We start from the raw sequence: 20,362 nt of genomic DNA, 5'->3' as shown, positions 1-20,362 counted from the left end.
GCACTATGTTTCGACGAGAAATACAAGAGCGCGAAAACTGGCGTGAATTAGCACGCCAGTTTGGTTTTGGTTTCCATACCATGTATGACCAACCGTATTGGGATGAGAGTGCTTACTATCAATTCACGCTGGAGCAAATTGAGCGCGATATAGAAGCGCCCACTGAAGAGCTGCATCAGATGTGCCTGGCTATTGTGGATGAAGTCGTTCGGAGTGAGCGGTTGCTGACGCAATGTGCGATCCCTGAATCTATGTGGGAGCAGGTCGCTTCTTCATGGAGACGAAGCGAACCTTCGCTTTATTCGCGGCTGGATTTCGCGTACAACGGGACCTCGCCAGCAAAATTACTGGAAAACAATGCGGATACGCCAACCAGCTTGTTTGAAACTGGCTTTTGGCAGTGGGTGTGGCTAGAAGATGTTGTAAATAAAGGTCGAGTTCACCAGAGCGCGGATCAATTCAATATTCTTCAAGACTTTTTGATCGAGCGCTTTGCCGAAATAGCAAAATACCAACCAGGACAAACACTTCACTTTAGCTGCTGCAAGTACACTGAAGAAGATAAAGGGACTGTCCAGTATTTAGAGGATTGCGCGCGAGAGGCAGGGTTAGCAACGGCATTCGTGCATGTCGAAGATATTGGAGTGACGGAAGATGGTCTGTTTGTGGATGCTGACGACAGAGCGATTCGTTGGATGTTTAAGCTTTACCCTTGGGAGTTTATGTTTGAAGAGGAATATGCGAAGTACTTAGCGACTGCGAACGTAAACTGGTTAGAACCGATGTGGAAGTCGATTCTATCCAATAAAGCACTTTTACCGTTATTGTGGGAGCGCTTTCCTAACCACCCGAACCTTTTGCCCGCTTATTTTGCTAACGATTCAAAAGCGAACACTATGAGAGATTATGTCATCAAGCCACTATTTTCTCGAGAGGGCGCGAACATCGAGATCGTCATCGATGGAAAACGTTTTGTTAAAACGTCAGGGCCTTATGAATCTCAATTCAATATCGTCCAGCAATACCATCCACTACCTAAGTTTGGGCAAAACCATACGTTAATTGGCAGTTGGTTGGTCAATGATAGAGCTGCCGGTATTTCGATTAGGGAAGACAGTAGCTTAGTGACTCAAGATATGGCGCGGTATATTCCACATGTAATTTTAACATGATCAAAAAAGCTCTCCATTTGGAGAGCTTTTTGTCTATTCAGCCGTTCAATCTTGATGGTCGACAGCGTTGCGTCTATTGTTCTTCAGCTAATGCAACACCGCGCTGGGTAAGACCACATAACATCACTGGCATTGCATTGAAGATTTCCTCAAACTGCTCTAAGCCTTCCATACCTTGTTCGGCCAATGTTTCAATGGTCGTTTCTGGGTCGTAAAGCATAGTAAGAGAAAGTAAAACACCACCGAGTAGGGCATTATCTTCGCTATCCTCAGGCATCAACGTTTCCCAGTCATCACGCGCAAGTTGCCAGCCTTGTAATACACCTTCACAGAAATCGCGAGCCTGACTTGTTACAATGTCTTGCTCATCTAGCGCGCACCCTGCAGGCCACTGCCAAGTGCCTTCTAGGAGAGCGGGACGAGTTTGGTTCCACATTTGTACAATCTCGTCAATGTATTGCTCTAGTTGCTCACCGTCAGTAAATGGCGCTGTTTCTTCTCCACCCCATAAGAATGGCAACCACTCTTGAGGCATTAATACGTTTGGCGCTGCAGCCATCGCTGTTACAAAGCCTTGAGTTTTTGCTAGGTTTAGTAGTTTACCGTCAAGTTCTGGGAGAGAAAGGATGTCTTGTAGTTTCAAAATAGAATACCATTTGTTAATGGGCTGGTTGATTGCGCTCATCTTACCAATCAATTAGTGATAAATCGATATTAGGGAATGATTCACACATCTATGGAAATTCGCTCATCACTTAGAAAAAAAAGCATTCTCGCCCTAACACTTTACCTGTGCTTCTTTATCGCCACTATCGGTTCTGTCGCCTATTTGGTTGTTGAGCCACCGGTTAGACAAAAGCTAGAGCAAAACCTAGAGTTACGTACCCAACTCCTGGCTCTTGAGATAAAAGAGCCCCTCCTCAGTTCTACAGGTGTATTGAGCAGCTTAGTAGGGCTAGCCCAAGGGACTGAAAATATTCAATCTCTCAACACAATAATTCCACATATACTTCAATTGAGTGACAAGATGCTTGTTAGTGGTGGCGTATGGCCTAAACCCGAACTCAAAGCAGAACAATGGAGATATAAAAGTCTATTCTTCAATAAAAACAGTGATAGTGGTATTGACCAAATTCACTCCTACAATAACCCCGAATCTGGCGGTTATGATAATGAACCCTGGTATGTCGCTGCCGCCGATGCTCCGGTAGGTTCTGTTAGTTGGTCTACGGTTTACATCGACACCTTTACTCAGGTCCAGATGATTACCGCATCTTCTCCATATTACCAAAACGGTCGATTCGCTGGAGTTGTAACGGTAGACCTATCACTAGATGCACTTTTTCAGTTTATTCGAGAGCACACGAACCAGCATTCTTTGGGGGTAGTGGTTCGCGATGCTGACTCAAACGTGATTATTGAACACAACTTTCAACTGACGGACGAAATTTATGTCAGCGAGCTTGATTTCGGAGAGTTCGACTGGCGCATGGAAGTTGTCAACGCAAAAGCTAAAGTCGCCGATCAAGTGTTTGAACAAGTGATGAGCGTTGAGGGGAGGATCATTCCATTTTTGCTCTTGTGTGTCTTGGTCGGTTACTACTTACTGAATCGCTATATTGTTGAACCAATTGTTCGCATTGCCGTTAAGATTGATGACTCGAAAACTGGTGGGATCATAGATATTGACTACGATAGCGATGACGAAATCGGACAGCTTATCGAGAAGTTCAATGAAAAGACGATCTATTTAGAGCAGGAGAGAATAAAAGCTCAGGCTTCGACAAACGCTAAAACGGCATTCTTAGCCACATTGTCCCACGAGATTCGCACACCAATGAACGGTGTACTAGGAACTGCCCAGATACTGTTAAAAACACCACTTACCGATGAGCAGCGTAAGCACCTGAGAACACTTTATGATTCAGGTGATCACATGATGACATTACTCAATGAGATTTTAGATTACTCAAAAATTGAACAAGGGCATGTTGAATTCGAAAATACGCCTTTCCCAATTGAGTCGATCATCGGCAGCATAAAAAGTGTTTATCAAACACTATGTGCAGAAAAAGGCCTTCGCTTTAGAGTAGTGTCTCATTTGCCAACAGGGCGCTGGTACAACAATGACAAAGCCCGTCTGCGCCAAGTATTGTTTAACCTACTAAACAACGCTGTCAAGTTCACCGACCGAGGCATCGTAGAGGTAGAGCTGACCGAGAAATCGAGCAAGGCAGGTACTAAGCTTATTCTCGCGGTGAAAGATACGGGTATCGGTATTTCTCAAGAAGCGCAAAAACGCATTTTCCGTCCTTTTGAACAAGCGGAGTCCTCGACGACTAGGCGGTTTGGTGGTACAGGGCTTGGTTTAGCGATAGTAAAAGAAATTGCCGAGCATATGGGAGGGCATGTGATTGTGCAGAGTCAAGAGAATGTCGGGACAACCTTTACCGTCGAGATCGCGCTTACGCCTTGTGAGCCTGGGAAAGTGGAAGCAGTCAATGCACATAAGCTGAATTGCAAAGGTTTGAAAGCGCTCATTGTCGAAGACAACCGAACAAATGCAATCATTATGGAAACTTTCCTAAGAGCCAAAGGCTTTGAGTGCACAAGTGTTGAAAATGGTCAGCTTGCCGTCGATGAGGTGGCCGTTCAGTCATTTGATTTGATATTAATGGACAATCATATGCCTGTTCTTGATGGTGTTGGGGCAATATCAGCCATTCGAGCGATGAGTTCGCCTGTAAAGTCGGTACTGATCTTTGGCTGCACAGCAGATGTATTCAAAGAAACACAAGAGCGCATGATAAATGTAGGAGCCGACCACATAATTGCGAAACCAATTGTGGAGTCTGAATTAAATGATGCGTTATATCTCCATGCAGCACGGTTATACCAATACCAGTCGGACTTTGGTGATAATACAACGGATATCCTTGATGCGGAAAAGTGGCTACTAAACTTCTATGTTGCTCTAGATAATGGTCATCTCAACGAAGCGCTAGAGGCTATTTCAGCGATTATTGCTCAAGTCACCCCTGATGCTAATAAAGACGTTTCTTTAGTTGCCGAGCGAATAAGGCGTAACTTAAAGCGTCAGCAGTCTCCAAACCAAGATGATATCGATACATTAACGCTCTTGCTCGCATCATCATAGCTTAATCCATATAGCGCGATTCAACGCAATCATGAATTGTCTTTACTCTTCATACCTAACCTTAGCTGAATCGTCTGTTTTTTCCTTACTTTCAATGAGCTTAGCGCTGCTGTTGGATTCTGTCATAAGAGCAACGGTGCGGCTCTCAGTTGCGCTCACATCGGGAATACTCTGAATTTTTACAACTCAGTAGCATAAGTTATTAGAATGATCGTTTATTCCCCGAACTTTATCCTAACCCTCCATCCAAACAATCACTTATCCCACTTTTTGTGTAAGTTAAATCCGTATTTTTCTACCATTTTTACGTCATTTTAAGCGTGTTTAGTTGTTAGTGGTGAAAAAAACTACTTTCATTTTAAAAAATGGTTATAAATTTACAACTTGATTTCAAATGCAGTGCCATGCGCTGCTTTTTATGTGATTTAATTGTCTTATTAACTGGTCATGTATTTGTTTGATGGTTGATAGTTTTATTTTGTTTATTGTTGGTGGTATTTAATTTTGGGGGTTGGTTAATGAAGTCTCGCGGACCATTTTGTATTCGTCACGCCGCAGCGGATACCTTTGCTATGGTTGTTTTTTGCTTTATCACAGGGATGATTGTCGAGATTTTGATTTCAGGGATGACGTTTGAGCAATCTTTAGCATCACGTACACTATCTATTCCAGTGAATATTGCTATTGCTTGGCCGTATGGCGTTTTTCGTGATTGGGTGCTACGTCAGGGCAACAAGGTATCGCCGTCTTCATTTATGAAAAACGTATCTGATCTGGTCGCTTATGTGCTTTTTCAGTCTCCAGTTTATGCAGGAATTTTATTCGCAGTTGGTGCGTCTACAGACCAAATAGTGACCTCGGTGACAAGTAACGCCATTATTTCTTGCGGTATGGGTGTGTTGTATGGGTACTTCTTGGACATGTGCCGCCGTTGGTTCCGTGTTCCCGGTTATTCTCAAAGTATCTAAATGACCCAGTTTTGCTCAATTTAGTTACTTAGTGAGCAATCGAGTGGAAAAGGGCGCTTTTTTTTATGTTTAGCCTTGACCATCAGGCACATAATCATTAAATTAGCGCCTCGTTAGCCAATGATGCTAACCAAAAATTGATTCGGTGAGTTGTCCGAGTGGCTGAAGGAGCACGCCTGGAAAGTGTGTATACGGCAACGTATCGAGAGTTCGAATCTCTCACTCACCGCCACATTTGAGCCCTAGCAGAAATGCTGGGGCTTTTTCGTATTACGCGACAAGTTCAATCCCAGAGCTGTATATCGTATTGATTCTCAATTACTCATTGAGTCGGCAAGCCCTTCAAAAAAGCCTCCTTTTTATTCATCTTTTGTTACACATTTTCCGTACAGGTAGTGCGTTTTTATTCGCATGTTGTGATGAGCGTTCCTTATTAAATTTTCCATAAAATCAATTAATTGTTGAAATTAGAACGCTTGTCAAAAAGTCATCAGATATCATGTTTAATAGAGTCTTTTACCTAATGGGATACTCTATTTGTTTGATATAATTTCTGGCAGTTTGTATACCATAATTAAAGAGAGTCTATTCATGTTCCAGAACTTAACGATCAAGCAGAAGATAGTGATTCCGCTGTCACTGATTATTGGATTGTTTATTGTGAGCTCTGTATTAAACGTTATGACAAGTTGGAAACAATCTGAGTTGAGTGAAACACTTAACGAACAGATAGTGCCGAACTTATTAACGATTGAGGATGCTTACCGCGATCTTTACCAAGCTACATCTGCAATCCAAGGTGTTGCTCTTTCTGATACTCAAACCGATATTGACCACCACATCGGTGAATACAAAGACAACGCATATAAAGCGCTGCCACGTATGGAGAAAATGATTGAGCTATCGCAAGCTGGCGTGATGCCTTCTTCACACGGTAATGAAGTGAGAAAGCTTGTCTCCCTAGGTGAAAAATGGTTGGCGAGTTATGAAGCGATGTTGCGTTTACCTCAATCACAATGGCTTGGTTACTACAACGAACACAAACACACCTTTGAAAATCAGTTTATCGAGGTAAGAGCGCAACTTAATGTTGTGAAAGATGCGATAGAAGAAAAACAAAGCTTATTGAAAGATGAAATCTCTGCAGCTGCATCAAGAGCAGAGTTAATTCTTGAAGCGGGCATTGTGATTGTTATTCTGGCCGCTATTGCGATGGCGTTTTTGTTGTTGCAAACCGTCGTGAAGCCTATCAACGATATCAAAAATGCGATGACAGAAATTGCTTCTGGTGAAGGTGATTTAAGCCAGCGAATCGACGTGAAAACACAAGACGAAATTGGCAATTTAGCGAACGCGTTTAATCAGTTTGTGTCTAAAATCCAAGCGACAGTTTCTCAAGTAATTGAAAGTTCGAATACCTTGCGTAATGAGATGGAAAATCTTAGCTCGTTGACCACGACCATCGCGAACTCGACCGTTTCACAGCAAAAAGACAGCGAGGCGGTAGCGGCGGCAGTGCATGAAATGCAAGTCACCAGCAGAAATGTCAGCGATAGCGCTAACGAAGCTGCGGTTGCGAGCCAAACAGCGAATGATGAACTTACCAATACCAATGTTATTTTGGATCAAACCGTTAGCTCAATTCGTAGCCTCGCAAGTGAAATCGAAAGTGCAAGCCACGTCATTAACACATTGGATCATGATGTGAGTAACATTGCTTCTGTATTGGATGTCATTCGTGGTATCGCAGAGCAAACGAACTTATTGGCGCTTAACGCAGCGATTGAAGCGGCTCGTGCAGGAGAACAAGGGCGAGGCTTTGCTGTTGTCGCAGATGAGGTCCGCTCGTTAGCCAGTCGCACACAACAGAGCACGGGTGAAATCCAAACCATGATTGAAAAGCTACAATCTGGTGCGGGACAAGCCGTAGAAGTGATGCGTGGTAGCCAAAATAGCAGTGATGAAACAATTCAATCGGCAGGGAGAGCGAGTCAATCCCTTTCTGAAATCTTAAACGCGATTTCACGTATGAACGAGATGAACACACACATTGCAACGGCTGCAAGCCAGCAAAGTACGGTAAGTGACGAAGTAAATAGCAACGTACAAGGCATTGCAGATAGCAGTACATCTATTGTGGAAATCGTCAACCAAGCGCAAGCATCTTTAGCCATGTTATCAGAGCAAACCCAGCGCTTAGATCATCAGGTTAGTCAGTTCAAAGTATAAGCTTGAGAACTGCAATCTCACTGACGAAATAACCCGCTTCTTAGCGGGTTATTTTTTAGATAAGGGTCGAACCTGACTTGTGAAGGCACGACTATATTTACATTCCTCTTTTACTTAACTTTGTATACCAGAGGTGCAAATAATCCTAGACAGCGGTGACAAACTCTGTACAGCGTGATGATGCTTTTATCATCACTTTTGCTGCTTTTTAACCATTGCAATTGCTCACAGGAAAGTGTGATTTCCAACCCAAAATCTTCAAATTTGAGAACTTCATTACACCTTTACCATAAACGTTTTTCGTAAGCGTATAGAACTGTAAATTTTGTTGTATGTACAACACTGGGTAATTATCATCCTAATTAATTTGTTCTGGATATACATCCGTTAGTCATCATTAAGTCATTCTAGAAGTTTTTAGCAAGGAATCTTGAAGGCTTGTAGGTAAAAGAGAGAAAAATTCATGAGACGTAAAACCACGCTATCTCTGCTGATTGCGTCGAGCCTTTTTGTGGTTGGATGTCAACCTAGCGAAGAAGGATCGAGCCAAGGTAGTGGTCCTGTGCCCGCAACCGAAGTTGAAGTGTTAACGGTGGAACCAACTCGCCAAGCGTTAACTGTCGAGTTGCCAGGTCGTAGCCGTGCATTCAAAGAAGCGGAAGTTCGTCCGCAAGTTACAGGCATTATTTCAGAGCGAAATTTTGTTGAAGGGGGCCTTGTTGAACAAGGACAGTCCCTATATCAAATTGATGATTCATCATTTCAAGCGGATTTGCTGAGTGCTGAAGCGGAATTAATCCGAGCTCAAGCAGCGGCAGAATCGACCCATGCCACAGTGAAGCGTTACAGAACCTTGATCACCAAAAAGTCCATCAGCCAACAAGATTTGGATGAAGCAGAAGCAGCATACAAGGAAGCGCAAGCACAGGTCCTAGTCGCAAAAGCGAAGATCAATACGGCAAAAATCAATTTAGATTACACGCAAGTGAAAGCTCCGATTAGCGGTGTGATCGGTAAATCGAGTGTGACGGCGGGTGCGTTGGTTACGGCTAACCAAGCAGCCAAATTAGCGACCATTCAGCAGCTTGATCCTATCAACGTTGATATTGTGCAATCATCCGCGCAACTGTTGCGTTTAAAAGCGGCTCTTTCCCAAGGTCATATGCAAGAAGATAACTCTGCGCAAGTTACATTGATGCTTGAAGATGGCAGCACGTACGAACATAAAGGCACGATGAAATTTACCGAGGTCAATGTGAACGAAAGTACGGGTAGCGTGACGCTTCGTGCTGAATTCCCAAACCCTGACGGTTTGTTGCTACCAGGAATGTTTGTTCGTGCGACGGTTATTACTGGTGTTGACCCTGACGCGATTCTGATACCACAAAATACCGTTTCTCGCGATGCGACAGGCAAAGCGACAGTGATGATGGTGAATGGTGAGAACAAAGTGGAAGCGAGACCAGTGAAGACAGCCGAAGCGATCAATAATCAATGGCGTATTATTGATGGTTTAAACGCGGGCGATAAAGTCATTACTGCTGGGTTACAAAAGGTAGGTCCAGGCAGCCCTGTAACTATCCAAAACGGTGAACAGGAGTAATCATGGCACGATTTTTTATCGATCGTCCGGTATTTGCTTGGGTTCTCGCAATTCTCACGATGTTGGCGGGGGTAATGTCATTATTCAATTTACCCGTCTCGCAATACCCAACGATTTCACCGACAACGATCACCATCAGTGCTCGTTATCCAGGTGCATCAGCGAAAACCGTTGAAGACTCGGTAACGCAGGTTATCGAGCAAAATATGACGGGATTAGATTATCTTCGCTACCTATCATCGAGCAGTGATGCATTCGGTAATGCGACAATTACCCTGACGTTTGATAGCGAAGCTGATCCTGATATCGCGCAAGTACAGGTGCAGAACAAGCTGCAATTGGCATTGACATCATTGCCGATGGAAGTACAAAACCAAGGTATCGTCGTGAATAAATCCAACACGGCGTTTCTCATGGTGGTGGCAGTTTATTCTGAAGATCCTGACTTTACAGAAAACGATATCGGCGACTTTGTTGTAACGAATATTCAAGACCCGATAAGTCGTGTAACTGGCGTAGGACAAGTGCAGGCGTTTGGTGCGCAGTATGCGATGCGAGTCTGGCTGGACCCATTTAAGCTTACGCAGTTCAACTTGACCGCAATCGATGTAGCAAATGCTATCAGTGAACAGAACGCGCAAGTTTCTTCAGGTCAACTTGGTGCAGCACCTGCGCAGGAAGGTCAGCTGTTGAATGCAACGATTTCGTCTGCAAGTCGTTTGAGCAGTGTAGAAGAGTTCCAAGACATCATTCTTAAGTCTGACGCCAGTGGTTCGAATGTTTATTTGAAAGATGTAGCTCGCGTTGAACGTGGGGCAGAAAGTTACGACATTCGAGGCCAATATAATGGCTTCCCAGCATCGGGTTTAGGTATTTCATTAGGTACTGGCGCAAACGCGCTTGAGACAGCCAATGCGGTAAAAGAGCGCTTAGACCAACTGAGTGCTACGTTCCCAGAAGGGTTACAGATTGCTTACCCATTTGAAACGACGCCATTCGTCAAAGCCTCGATTCAAGAAGTGGTTAAAACGCTATTAGAAGCCATTCTTCTTGTGTTCTTAATCATGTACCTGTTTTTGCAGAACTTCCGTGCGACGATCATTCCAACGATCGCAGTGCCTGTCGTACTACTCGGCACCTTCGCTATTTTGTACGCGACTGGATTTAGCGTAAATACGTTAACCATGTTCGCGATGGTTCTGGCTATCGGTTTGCTGGTGGACGATGCCATCGTTGTGGTGGAAAACGTCGAGCGTGTGATGCATGAGGATGGGTTAGAGCCCAAAGAAGCAACCAAAAAATCGATGGGGCAGATCACTGGTGCTCTGATTGGTGTGGGTCTGACGCTTTCTGCGGTATTCGTCCCTATGGCGTTTATGTCTGGTTCTACAGGGGTTATTTACCGTCAGTTCTCGATAACCATTGTGGCGGCGATGACACTTTCAGTTTTGGTAGCGATAATTCTGACTCCAGCATTATGTGCAACATTACTGAAAAAAGGCGATGCTGAGCTTCTAGAAAAGAAAGGCTTCTTTGGCTGGTTTAACCGCAAGTTTGATGCGATGACAGCTGGCTATGAAACCGGCGTTGCTAAACTCCTAAAGCGTACAGGTCGTATGTTGGTTGTATTCTTGGCAATGAGTGCAGGTGCGGGCTGGCTATTTATGAACCTTCCGACGTCATTCTTGCCGGATGAAGACCAAGGCACAGTATTCTCAATGGCTATTTTGCCGCCTAACTCAACGCAAGAGCAGACGGAAAAAACACTTGAGAAAATGCGTGACTTTTACCTAGTAGACGAAAAAGACAATGTAAAGTCTGTCTTCTCCGTTGCTGGATTTAGTTTCGCAGGCCAAGGCCAAAACATGGGGATGGCATTTATCGGTCTGAAAGATTGGTCAGAGCGTGAAGCGCCGGGTGCTGATGCAGCTTCCATTACTGGTCGAGCGATGGGGTACTTCTCGACCATCAAAGAAGCACTGGTGTTTGCATTTGCACCTCCTGCGATTCAAGAATTGGGTAACTCGACAGGCTTTGATTTCTATCTTCAAGATTCGTTGAACAAAGGTCACGACGCATTAGTCGCTGCGCAAGGTCAACTGCTTGGCATGGCTGCACAAAACCCGAAACTTGTCGGTGTTCGTCCGAACGGTCAAGCAGATGCGCCAATGTACAAAGTGAACATTGACCACGTTAAACTGCGTGCTCTGGATGTTAGCATTAATGACGTCAACCAAATCCTGTCAGCGGCATGGGGCGGAGCGTACATTAACGACTATATTGATCGCGGTCGAGTGAAAAAAGTCATGATGCAAAGTGATGCGGAATACCGTATGCAGCCAAAAGACTTCGATTCGTGGTACGTGCGCAACTCAAAAGGTGAGATGGTGCCTTTCTCTGCCTTTGCGAGCGGAGAGTGGACGTATGGTTCACCTCTTTTGCAGCGTTTTGATGGTTTGCCAGCGATGAATATCCAAGGCGGCGCAGCTCCTGGCGTCAGTACTGGTGAAGCGATGGCAGAAATTGAAGCAATGGTAGAAAAGCTACCAGAAGGCTTTACGGTGAACTGGAATGGCATTTCGTATGAAGAGCGCCTTTCCGGAAACCAAGCGCCAATGTTATATGCGCTGTCTATCCTCGTCGTATTCTTAGTTCTCGCCGCTTTGTATGAAAGTTGGTCAGTACCTTTCGCCGTAGTGTTAGTTGTGCCACTTGGTGTGCTTGGCGCTGTGCTCGCGGTAATGACGCGAAGTATGGACAACGATGTATTCTTCCAGGTGAGCTTATTAACGACGGTCGGCTTGGCAACTAAAAACGCCATTCTGATTGTTGAGTTTGCGAAAGATTACTACGAGAAAGGCGCAGGCCTTATCGAAGCTACCCTGCATGCCGTTCGTGTTCGTCTGCGCCCAATTATTATGACATCGCTAGCCTTTGGTCTGGGTGTAGTACCGCTTGCTATCAGTTCAGGTGTGGGCTCAGCAGGTCAAAATGCGGTAGGTACTGGTGTACTTGGTGGCATGATCAGTGCGACGATCTTAGGTATATTCTTTGTGCCAATCTTCTTTGTGGTGGTTGAGCGATTGTTTGATCGACGTGCGAGAAAAGAATCGGAGGCAGAGTTGTCTGAGACTAATCCTAAACCAGCTCAGCAAAGCGAGTAAGACTTGGTTGCTGTAACTGAGTTATACTGGTGATAATAAACACGATAAAAGGGCGCTTCGGCGCTCTTTATTTTATGTTTTCACTTGGTGGTTATCGTCTTTGACGCAAACTTGAAGGGGGAGCGTTTTGCCTGATGCAGAATCTGCTTACTCCTTCCGACCGAATGAAAGCCTAAGAAGAACAAACGACGATGAAAGATCAGAAAATATCCCCAATTTCCGTTTTGGATCAAAGCCCTATGTTTGTCTGCGGTGTGATGCAGCGAATGTACCGCAATCGTGCTCAAGCTGAGCTCTCTCGGCAAAATTTAATGACACTCGAGATGGCAAGTGCACTGGCCGCTTTGGAAGAGTTTCAACCCATGAGTCAGCAAGCGTTGGCTGACGCGGTTCGAACTGAGCGAAGTGTAGCAAAGCGAATGGTGGATAATTTGGAAAAGCGAGGGTTTGTTCAAGTTTCTAAAAGTAAATCGAATCAGCGTCTCAAAATGCTCAGCATGACAAAAGAGGGGGCAAATGCTTTAAAGCAAGTGCATCAAATCATGACGAATTTACAGAAAGAATTTTTTGCTTGTTTGTCTGAATCAGAAGCGAGTGAGTTTTTTCGTCTGGTAAGAAAACTCACTTTTGCGAATCACGACCAGTAGCTTATCTTAATACTATCTAGCGCGCCTTTACTTTATCGGTGATCAATTATATTAAGTCGTAAAACTTAAGAAATAGAATGCCCAAAGTACACGTGACGGTAGAAAGCACCGTAGTGAGTGCGATGATATTTGCGGCTAATGTGGCATTGCCTCCCATCGAACGTGCCATGACATAACTGGCCGCTGCCACTGGGGAAGCGTTCATAAAGAAAAGAATACCTAACTCAATTCCTCGAAAACCTACTAAGTAAGCACCAATAGTGATCATTACGGGTGCCACGATGAGCTTGTAACTGCTTGCAAACCAAGATGGACCTTTCTCTTTTCTCATCAAGCTAAAATCGAGTGAGCCGCCCGTACACAACAGCGCTAAAGGTAATGTCATTTTGGACAAGTAGTCCCCTGCATCAATAACAACGTTCGGCACTGGAATAGAGAGCAAATAGAAAGCCATCCCTAGGACGATTGAGATTATCAGTGGATTCCTCGTCAGTGTTCGGCCCATCATTTTTGCGGCTTGTGGGACAGAAGTTGCGCCCTTGGGAGATAAGCAAATTACCGCTTGGACGTTGTAAATAAACGTGGTGACCGCGACATAAAGCGCTGCTAACGCCACACCTTGAGAACCATACGCATTGGCAACGTACGCGATGCCAATAATACCTGTGTTTGCTCGAAACCCACCCTGGATAAGAACACCTTGGTCAGGCGATGCTTTGAACAGAAGCTTGACCGAAAGGTAGGTAAAAATGAAAAACGAAATGCTAGCGATGACGCCGAAATTGACAAAGCCACTCGCCGCGGAAAAATCGTGTTCTGAAGCCACAATACTGACAAATAACATCGCAGGTAGCGTAACTTGAAACACCAGTTTGGAGCCTACTTCGATAAAATTATCGTTGATCAGTCCGATGCGTTTGAACACCACGCCAAGTATTAACATTAAGCAGATAGGGCCGGTTATCGACAAAGAGAATTGCAACTGATGTAGAACAGCTTCCATGTAAGTACCCGCAGCAAAAGAAAAATATTCCTGCTGTCTATTAAGCCATAAACTCTGGGAGACAGGACAGAAAAGTGATGAAATTTTCCTCTTTTGTTGTTTCCAGAACCATTTGCATTCCAAGTTATGGACGAGGTCCCAGTTTAACAAAGCTGCACTGGTTCTATGCGCGATATGTTGGTTTACTACTTATCGTGATGCATCCACATGCGTATTAAATAAAAGGGTTGGTCATTGTGGTTATGGATAGGAGTTCATCGATGAAAAGGAAACACAACAAAACCGTACTTTGTGCATTTGTCTCAGGTTCGGTGTTTGGTGCAGCTTTAGTCATTGCGATGTCTTTACCAATGTAATCGTTTCTGTAGGCTCTTTGAATACTTACGCTAATTCAATACAAAAACAGATTGAGTTCAGCTTGATCTACTGTTAGTTTGAAAACATGAAAATACACGTTAGCCCTTCATCAACAACCTTCTTTTGGTGGCGCTCTAAATAGAGCGGCACGGAATACTCACATTCTTAAGCTGCTGGATGGTAGCTAAGAGTGTTTGATCTTTTTATCTCCAGTAGCGATCTATTAAATACTTGGAGATAAATATGAACACCATTCAAAGTACACCACAGCGTGAAATTATCCTGACCGGCGATCGAGCTACAGGTCCGTTACACCTCGGGCACTATGTCGGTTCATTGCAACAACGAGTCAAATTGCAAACGGAGCATGAGCAAACGATCTTAGTCGCAGACATGCAAGGGTTGACGGATAACGCCCACAATCCATCAAAAGTATCCTCCAATATTCTCAATGTCGTTGCGGATTATTTGGCCGTTGGTATCGACCCCACACAAACCACGATCACGTTGCAATCTCAAATACCAGCGTTAGCAGAGTTAACGATGTATTACAGCAATCTTGTCTCTATTGCGCGTTTAGAGCGTAATCCCACGGTTAAAAATGAGATTCAAAGTAAAGGCTTTGAACGCTCTATTCCCGCTGGTTTTTTAACGTATCCAATTTCTCAAGCTGCCGATATTACGGGGTTCCACGCGACGTTGGTTCCGGTAGGTGATGACCAACTGCCGATGTTGGAGCAAACTAATGAAATCGTAAGAAAAATAAACCACCTGGGTGGAAAAGATGTTCTTAAAGAGTGCCGTCCTTTACTTAGTGATGCACCTCGTTTGCCGAGTACTGATGGCAAAAATAAGATGTCTAAAAGCATGGGGAATGCAATCAACCTAGGGGCGTCTGAAAAGGAGATTTCTGCGGCGGTGAAATCTATGTATACCGACCCCAATCACCTGAAAATTGAGGACCCTGGCCAAGTCGAAGGTAATATCGTATTTACCTACCTCGATGCCTTTCACCCTGATAAAGATTATATCGAACAGCTAAAAGAGCATTATCGACGAGGTGGATTAGGTGATGGTTTGACCAAGAAAGTGTTAGAAGAATGCCTACAAGAGATGCTTCGTCCTATTCGAGAAAAGCGTGCCATGTATCTAAATGACAAAGCACAGCTGATTGATATTTTAAAACAAGGCAGTCAGCGTTCTCGCGAGAAAACCGAAAAAGTGCTATTTGATGTGAAAGATGTATTTGGTTTGAATTTGTTCTGAATTAAAAAACAGGGTTCTGAATAAAAGGCACGGCTGTTTATTCGTAACGTGCCTTTTGGACTTTCAATTCCCATCAATGAAAGCTGACGTTTAAGAAGAAAAGAACTCACGACGAAAATCCGCTACTTCTTGTTGGTAATACCTTTGCCATTCCGGTTCTGACAAATTCGAATGGCTTGTGGATCTTTCTTTTCTGAGTCTGGACTCAAGTTGTTGCAATGCTTGTTGGTAATCTCTGACTTGCTCTTTTTGCTCGGCAATTTGTTGCTGACGATCGTGAATCTCTTCGCTTTCGTCCTTCGTTAAGTAAGTTTTTTCCAGTTCTGCGATGATGGTTTGGCGATCTGGAAAGCTCATGCTATTGGGTATCAGGGCGACTGCACGCTCATATTTTGCTTGGTCGTTTGTAAGCCCGATAGCCTCTGCATTTTCTTGCCAGTCTATGATGAGTTGCTCGAAAGCTTGCAAAAAGCTTTCTGGACTTTGCGTGTTGAGCTGTTGGGCCTCTAAATTGAAATCGTATAGGGCGAACTCATCCGCGAAAATAACATCAGCCAACTCGCCCCAAATGCCTCTTGCCTCGGCTTTAAGTTGTGCAATACGTGAGGCTAGTGGTTGTTGCTCATCAAACAACAAATTACCCACACTTTCTTGCCATTGACTGTTGAGTTGATGGTAGCTCGCCAAAAGTTGAAATCTTGCTGAAGATAAATAAGGCTCGAGCAAGGCTAACTGTTCCTCACAGTCGCGGTTCGACATGCACTCATGCCAAAATGACTCAAGCTCTGCGACGAGTTCTCTCCCTTTGAGCAGAGTTAGTCTCTCAGTCGTTATTTGAGTCGCAGAAGGGAGCTCTGCGGTCTGTGGTGAAGCATCTGCACTGGGAGCGATATTGCTTGTTTTTAGTGATGTACTAGGGCCGTTCTTATTTTTTGCCTTTGGAGCAGAAGCGGACACGGCCGCTTCTTGCTGCCCATCTTGACTGAAAGTTAAAAACATCATGCCCGCCATAATGGCGGACATGATTATCAACGCGATTTTCTTCATGGCTTGATTGTTGCGCTAACTGGGAAATGGTCAGAAAGGTTGTAGTGTTTCCATAAACTTTCTGAAGTTGTACGCGGCACGTCCACACGGTTGTCATTGAATGATTTCACACCGTATTCGCTACTCACCATGACATAGTCAAGGTATTCCACGTTTTCGCCGCCTGATAACGCTTCACCTGCGAAGTTATTGATACGGGGATCAAAGGTTGACTCCGTGTAACCTGAATACTGAGGTTCGATGGCGCTTAAGTTGGCGATCATTTGTTGGTAGTCACCAGGGAACTTTCTTTTGTTTACGTTAAAGTCGCCGCTGTATACCACAGTTTCGCTTGAAGGAATGTTGAGAGATTTAGCGAGTGCGCGGATTTGTTTGAACTGGCGCTGACGATACTCGCGAGCGGTGTCTGTATCGAAAGATGCGGTATGGGTAGCAAACACATGGTAAGCCTGACCACCTTTAATAATTTCCGCATAATTAACGCCTTTGTCGGCAAAGCAGTCTGTGCCAGAGCAGTCGGGGAAGACATATTGCGCTTCATTCACGATAGGATAGCGACTGACAATGATCACCCCACCATCATGAATATTAACGCCTTCTTTATCTAACATTTTAGTTTGGTACGGATATTCCTTAGCTAACTCACGTAGGAATGCTTCACGACCGCTTGCAAACACTTCTTGCAGCGCTAATACATCATAACCTTTGACGTATTGAGGAATCAGTTCGTAACGATCACCGATGTGCGATGCAATAGCCGTAAGAGCCCAGATGTTGTATGTCATCAACTTAAGGTTTTGTTCTTCGTTATCGACAGATTCATTTACTTTGCTTGGCGTGATCGTGTAATAAAGATCGTCGTATCGAGCGGTACTGTCTGACTTAAATGCCAGTTCGGTTTCTCGGATGCCAAAAGCGTTAGTGTTGACACGATGAATACCACGATCATCTTTAAGAGATAAATCGACATCGGCCGCCGATAAGCCATATTCAATGGTTGAATTATACCAATGACCTTCCATGACCTGATTGAGTGTTATGCTTTCACCTTTAGGGCTAGAAACCACAGTTTCAAAACGGTAAGTTTGGTTTGATTTCACGCCTTCCCAACGATTGAAGCTCAATACAGGTTTGGTTTCCCACGGACCAAGTACTTGCACATGTTGCTGCCACTCTTCTCCGTATTGAAGTAAATCACTGCCTTCGTGCTTTACTTGAATAGTTAAAGGCTGATCAGAGTTATTGGTTAGATAAACATCTGTATCTGCAATGCTTGGCAATGCCACCAAGCCACTTAATAAAAGACCCCACTGCGATAATTTCATCTTATTTTTCCATCATTTGAACTAGAGCAATCATTCTTGTTTATAAATATTACTTGCACGTTAAATATGGATGACATCGAAGCCAGTACTGAAAATTGTTATCAGAATGTGATCTTTATTCAATGGTGAGGAGTCGGGGTAGAGAGTTAATGGCTGCCTAAGCGGCTGTAAATAATAGCGATGGTTAACGAATCGTACTCACTGCAATCAAGTTGTAATCTTTGCTCTATAAGTTGTGCGGCGTCATTCATCCAGCCACATGGCTAGAACTTAAATTGATAGATGGAGCACCATGGCTAGAGCAGTAAATCCAATCGATGAAACCATCATTAAATTACTACAAGACCAAGGTTTGATTAGAAGCGAAGCAGAAGCTCGTTTAAAGAAAGAGGTATACCGCTTACAGCCTAATGAGATTGAAAAAGTCAAAAATTATGCCCAGCACTTTGGCATAAACGCTAAAGAAAAACTCATCGATGAGATCTTAGAGTTGCGCCGGGAAGCGCTCATAAAAAAATGTAGACACAATACCGAGCATGCGAGCCTATCTCTAAAATAGCACGTGATAAAAATATCAATTACTGGTCAAGATTTGATCTCTCAGGCCGATGTATATAAGAGCGCTCAATGATATCGAGCGCAAAAAACAGTGTGTTTTAGAGGTTAAGCTTTCACTTAAGTGAGAGGTTTGGAAAGGCTGCAGGGAGAAAGTGCATGCGTATTAAAGACTTAAGTGTCGTAAAGAAAATATCGGTTAGTTATTTAACCGTTTTTGCCGTGTTTGGTTTAGTGTCAGTAATGTTGGTACAAGGTTTGTTAACACTGAATAAAGACATCTCAGTGCTAACAGATAAAAGTTTACCTTCTGTTGCGATTTTGAAAGGTATCCAAGTTGATATTACCAAAGTGCGTAAAGATGAGTTCTCTTTATTGCCAAACGCAAATCACCCCAAAATTGGTGAGTGGTTAAAAGGCCTCGACCAATGGCGTTCTGATGTGCAGGCTGGTATTGCAGAATACGAAAAGCTCGACCTTAATCAGCGTGAAACGCAGTCTTTTAGCGTTTTTAAAGAAACTTGGAATCAATACATCAAAGAAACGAAGACTTACAACGTATTGCTAAGCCAAGGCGATGCTGAAAGTGCAAATGATGTGATTTTATCAAGTTTCGATACCTACTCAAAAGCGTTGAGCAGCTTGGATGATACCCTCGCGTTGAACGATGAGTTGGTGAATTTGATTGGCGAAGAAGTACAAAATGAAGCGGCATTTACACAATACAGCGCTGCTGTTGGGGCGCTTGTCGTCGCATTGGTCATGGTAATGTCTGCCATGTTGCTTTCTCGAGTCATTTGCGGGCCTGTTGATCGAGCATTGGAATTCGCTTCTAAAATCGCCAAGGGTCAATTGAATAATCAAATCGACGAAAGTGAATTGAGCAAAGACGAGTTAGGAACGTTGCTCAAAGAGCTTGTCGGTATGCAAACAAACTTACATTCGCTGGTTTCTGAGATTAATGACTCAACGATTCAGCTAACGGCAGCAGTAGAGGAAGTGAGTGCTATTTCTTCTCAGACCGCTTCTGGTATGCAAAATCAACAAATTGAACTTAGTTCGGTGGCTTCTGCGATGACAGAAATGCAAGCTGCTGTAAGTGAAGTGGCACAAAATACCGAAGTTGGCGCGACCTCTGCTTACTCGGCAACGGAAGTGGCTAAACAAGGAACGGCGACGTTACAACAAACTATCGCAGTAATTGAGCGTGTATCACATACGATCCAAGAGTCAGATGAACTGGCACGTGAGCTTGAATCGAGCTCAAACAATATCAATGTGGTCGTAGATGTGATCCGCGGGATTGCGGAGCAAACAAACTTGTTAGCACTGAACGCCGCAATTGAAGCTGCTCGGGCCGGTGAACAAGGACGTGGGTTTGCTGTTGTGGCAGATGAGGTTCGTTCTCTGGCGCAACGCACTCAAGACTCCACTTCACAAATTGTGGAAATTGTTAATCAACTACAAGAGAGCAGCAGCAAAATAGGGCATTCAAGCCGTGATTGTCAGGAGGGGATTTCTCAGTGTGTTGAGCAAGTCAATGACGCTGATAGCCAGATAAAAGAAATTGAACATTCTGTCGATAACATAGCGCAAATGAGCACACAAATCGCAACGGCGTGCAGCGAGCAGAATTCTGTATCCGAAGAACTGAATCGAAGTGTGGAGCATATTAATAGTGCTTCAACAGAGATGGCTGAGGGAGCTTCGCAAACGGCTGTAGCTTGCCAGCAGATCAGTAGCCTAGCGCACAACTTGAAAACTCGAATGGGTTCATTCCAGCTCTAGTTGTTGTGTTTCAGCTTTATTCCTAACCTCATTGCTACAAAAAATAAGCCGGACGAAATGTCCGGCTTATTTATTCTCTGT

The 20,362-nt window shown here is 44.0% G+C and carries 14 protein-coding genes and 1 tRNA gene; 11 read left to right on the top strand and 4 right to left on the bottom strand.

Translation table 11 applies throughout. The annotated features are described in order from the left end of the window. Positions 1–5 precede the first annotated feature (5 nt). Complete coding sequence (locus NL644_RS15455) at positions 6–1,172, top strand: glutathionylspermidine synthase family protein (protein WP_033905056.1); 1,167 nt, start codon at positions 6–8, stop codon at positions 1,170–1,172. Between the two features lie 73 nt (positions 1,173–1,245). Here NL644_RS15455 and NL644_RS15450 read toward each other — a convergent pair whose 3' ends face one another. Beyond that, entirely contained in the window at positions 1,246–1,857 is a 612-nt protein-coding gene (locus tag NL644_RS15450) for a YecA family protein (protein WP_005378278.1), read from the bottom strand. A 51-nt stretch (positions 1,858–1,908) separates the two neighbouring features. Between NL644_RS15450 and NL644_RS15445 the strand changes: the two genes are divergently transcribed. The 7 genes from NL644_RS15445 (at position 1,909) to NL644_RS15415 (ending at position 12,940) form a co-directional block, all read left to right on the top strand. Continuing rightward, positions 1,909–4,329, top strand: a complete 2,421-nt coding sequence (locus tag NL644_RS15445; RefSeq protein WP_253658623.1) for a hybrid sensor histidine kinase/response regulator — start codon at positions 1,909–1,911, stop codon at positions 4,327–4,329. A 518-nt stretch (positions 4,330–4,847) separates the two neighbouring features. Next, positions 4,848–5,297 (top strand): L-alanine exporter AlaE, encoded by a 450-nt coding sequence (locus NL644_RS15440; RefSeq protein ID WP_253658602.1) that lies wholly within the window; start codon positions 4,848–4,850, stop codon positions 5,295–5,297. Between the two features lie 144 nt (positions 5,298–5,441). Continuing rightward, positions 5,442–5,529: transfer RNA gene (locus NL644_RS15435), tRNA-Ser, on the top strand. A gap of 359 nt (positions 5,530–5,888) precedes the next feature. After that, positions 5,889–7,526 (top strand): methyl-accepting chemotaxis protein, encoded by a 1,638-nt coding sequence (locus NL644_RS15430; RefSeq protein ID WP_124008689.1) that lies wholly within the window; start codon positions 5,889–5,891, stop codon positions 7,524–7,526. A 463-nt stretch (positions 7,527–7,989) separates the two neighbouring features. Then, positions 7,990–9,129 (top strand): efflux RND transporter periplasmic adaptor subunit, encoded by a 1,140-nt coding sequence (locus tag NL644_RS15425; RefSeq protein ID WP_253658601.1) that lies wholly within the window; start codon positions 7,990–7,992, stop codon positions 9,127–9,129. A gap of 2 nt (positions 9,130–9,131) precedes the next feature. Continuing rightward, positions 9,132–12,293: an efflux RND transporter permease subunit gene (locus NL644_RS15420; protein WP_046874752.1), complete on the top strand. Its 3,162-nt coding sequence runs from the start codon at positions 9,132–9,134 to the stop codon at positions 12,291–12,293. Positions 12,294–12,484: 191 nt separating this feature from the next. Next, complete coding sequence (locus tag NL644_RS15415; protein ID WP_012841967.1) at positions 12,485–12,940, top strand: MarR family winged helix-turn-helix transcriptional regulator; 456 nt, start codon at positions 12,485–12,487, stop codon at positions 12,938–12,940. Between the two features lie 46 nt (positions 12,941–12,986). Here the strand turns inward: NL644_RS15415 and NL644_RS15410 are convergent, their stop codons facing one another. After that, a complete protein-coding gene (locus NL644_RS15410) occupies positions 12,987–13,943 on the bottom strand; it encodes an AEC family transporter (RefSeq protein ID WP_145474265.1) in 957 nt (318 codons plus the stop codon). A 600-nt stretch (positions 13,944–14,543) separates the two neighbouring features. On the opposite strand from NL644_RS15410, the gene trpS reads away from it, so the two are divergent. Beyond that, on the top strand, positions 14,544–15,566 hold the full coding sequence (gene trpS / locus NL644_RS15405; RefSeq protein WP_134646917.1) for a tryptophan--tRNA ligase: 1,023 nt from the start codon (positions 14,544–14,546) through the stop codon (positions 15,564–15,566). Positions 15,567–15,656: 90 nt separating this feature from the next. On the opposite strand, the gene NL644_RS15400 is transcribed toward trpS, so the two are convergent. Further along, positions 15,657–16,613 carry an ATP-dependent dsDNA exonuclease gene (locus tag NL644_RS15400; protein ID WP_253658600.1) on the bottom strand — a complete coding sequence of 319 codons (957 nt, stop codon included), beginning with the start codon at positions 16,611–16,613 and terminating at the stop codon, positions 15,657–15,659. Continuing rightward, positions 16,610–17,938 (bottom strand): sphingomyelin phosphodiesterase, encoded by a 1,329-nt coding sequence (locus NL644_RS15395; RefSeq protein WP_253658599.1) that lies wholly within the window; start codon positions 17,936–17,938, stop codon positions 16,610–16,612. The genes NL644_RS15400 and NL644_RS15395 overlap by 4 nt, the downstream gene beginning before the upstream one ends. Before the next feature lie 292 nt (positions 17,939–18,230). On the opposite strand from NL644_RS15395, the gene NL644_RS15390 reads away from it, so the two are divergent. Further along, a complete protein-coding gene (locus NL644_RS15390) occupies positions 18,231–18,497 on the top strand; it encodes a hypothetical protein (protein ID WP_012841963.1) in 267 nt (88 codons plus the stop codon). A 155-nt stretch (positions 18,498–18,652) separates the two neighbouring features. Further along, positions 18,653–20,281 (top strand): methyl-accepting chemotaxis protein, encoded by a 1,629-nt coding sequence (locus NL644_RS15385; protein ID WP_046874757.1) that lies wholly within the window; start codon positions 18,653–18,655, stop codon positions 20,279–20,281. Positions 20,282–20,362: the final 81 nt, after the last annotated feature.

It is taken from the genome of Vibrio sp. Y10_XG_PY6 (assembly GCF_024181795.1).
Taxonomy (GTDB): Bacteria; Pseudomonadota; Gammaproteobacteria; order Enterobacterales; family Vibrionaceae; genus Vibrio; species Vibrio diabolicus.
This window is presented reverse-complemented; position numbering and strand designations above follow the sequence as displayed.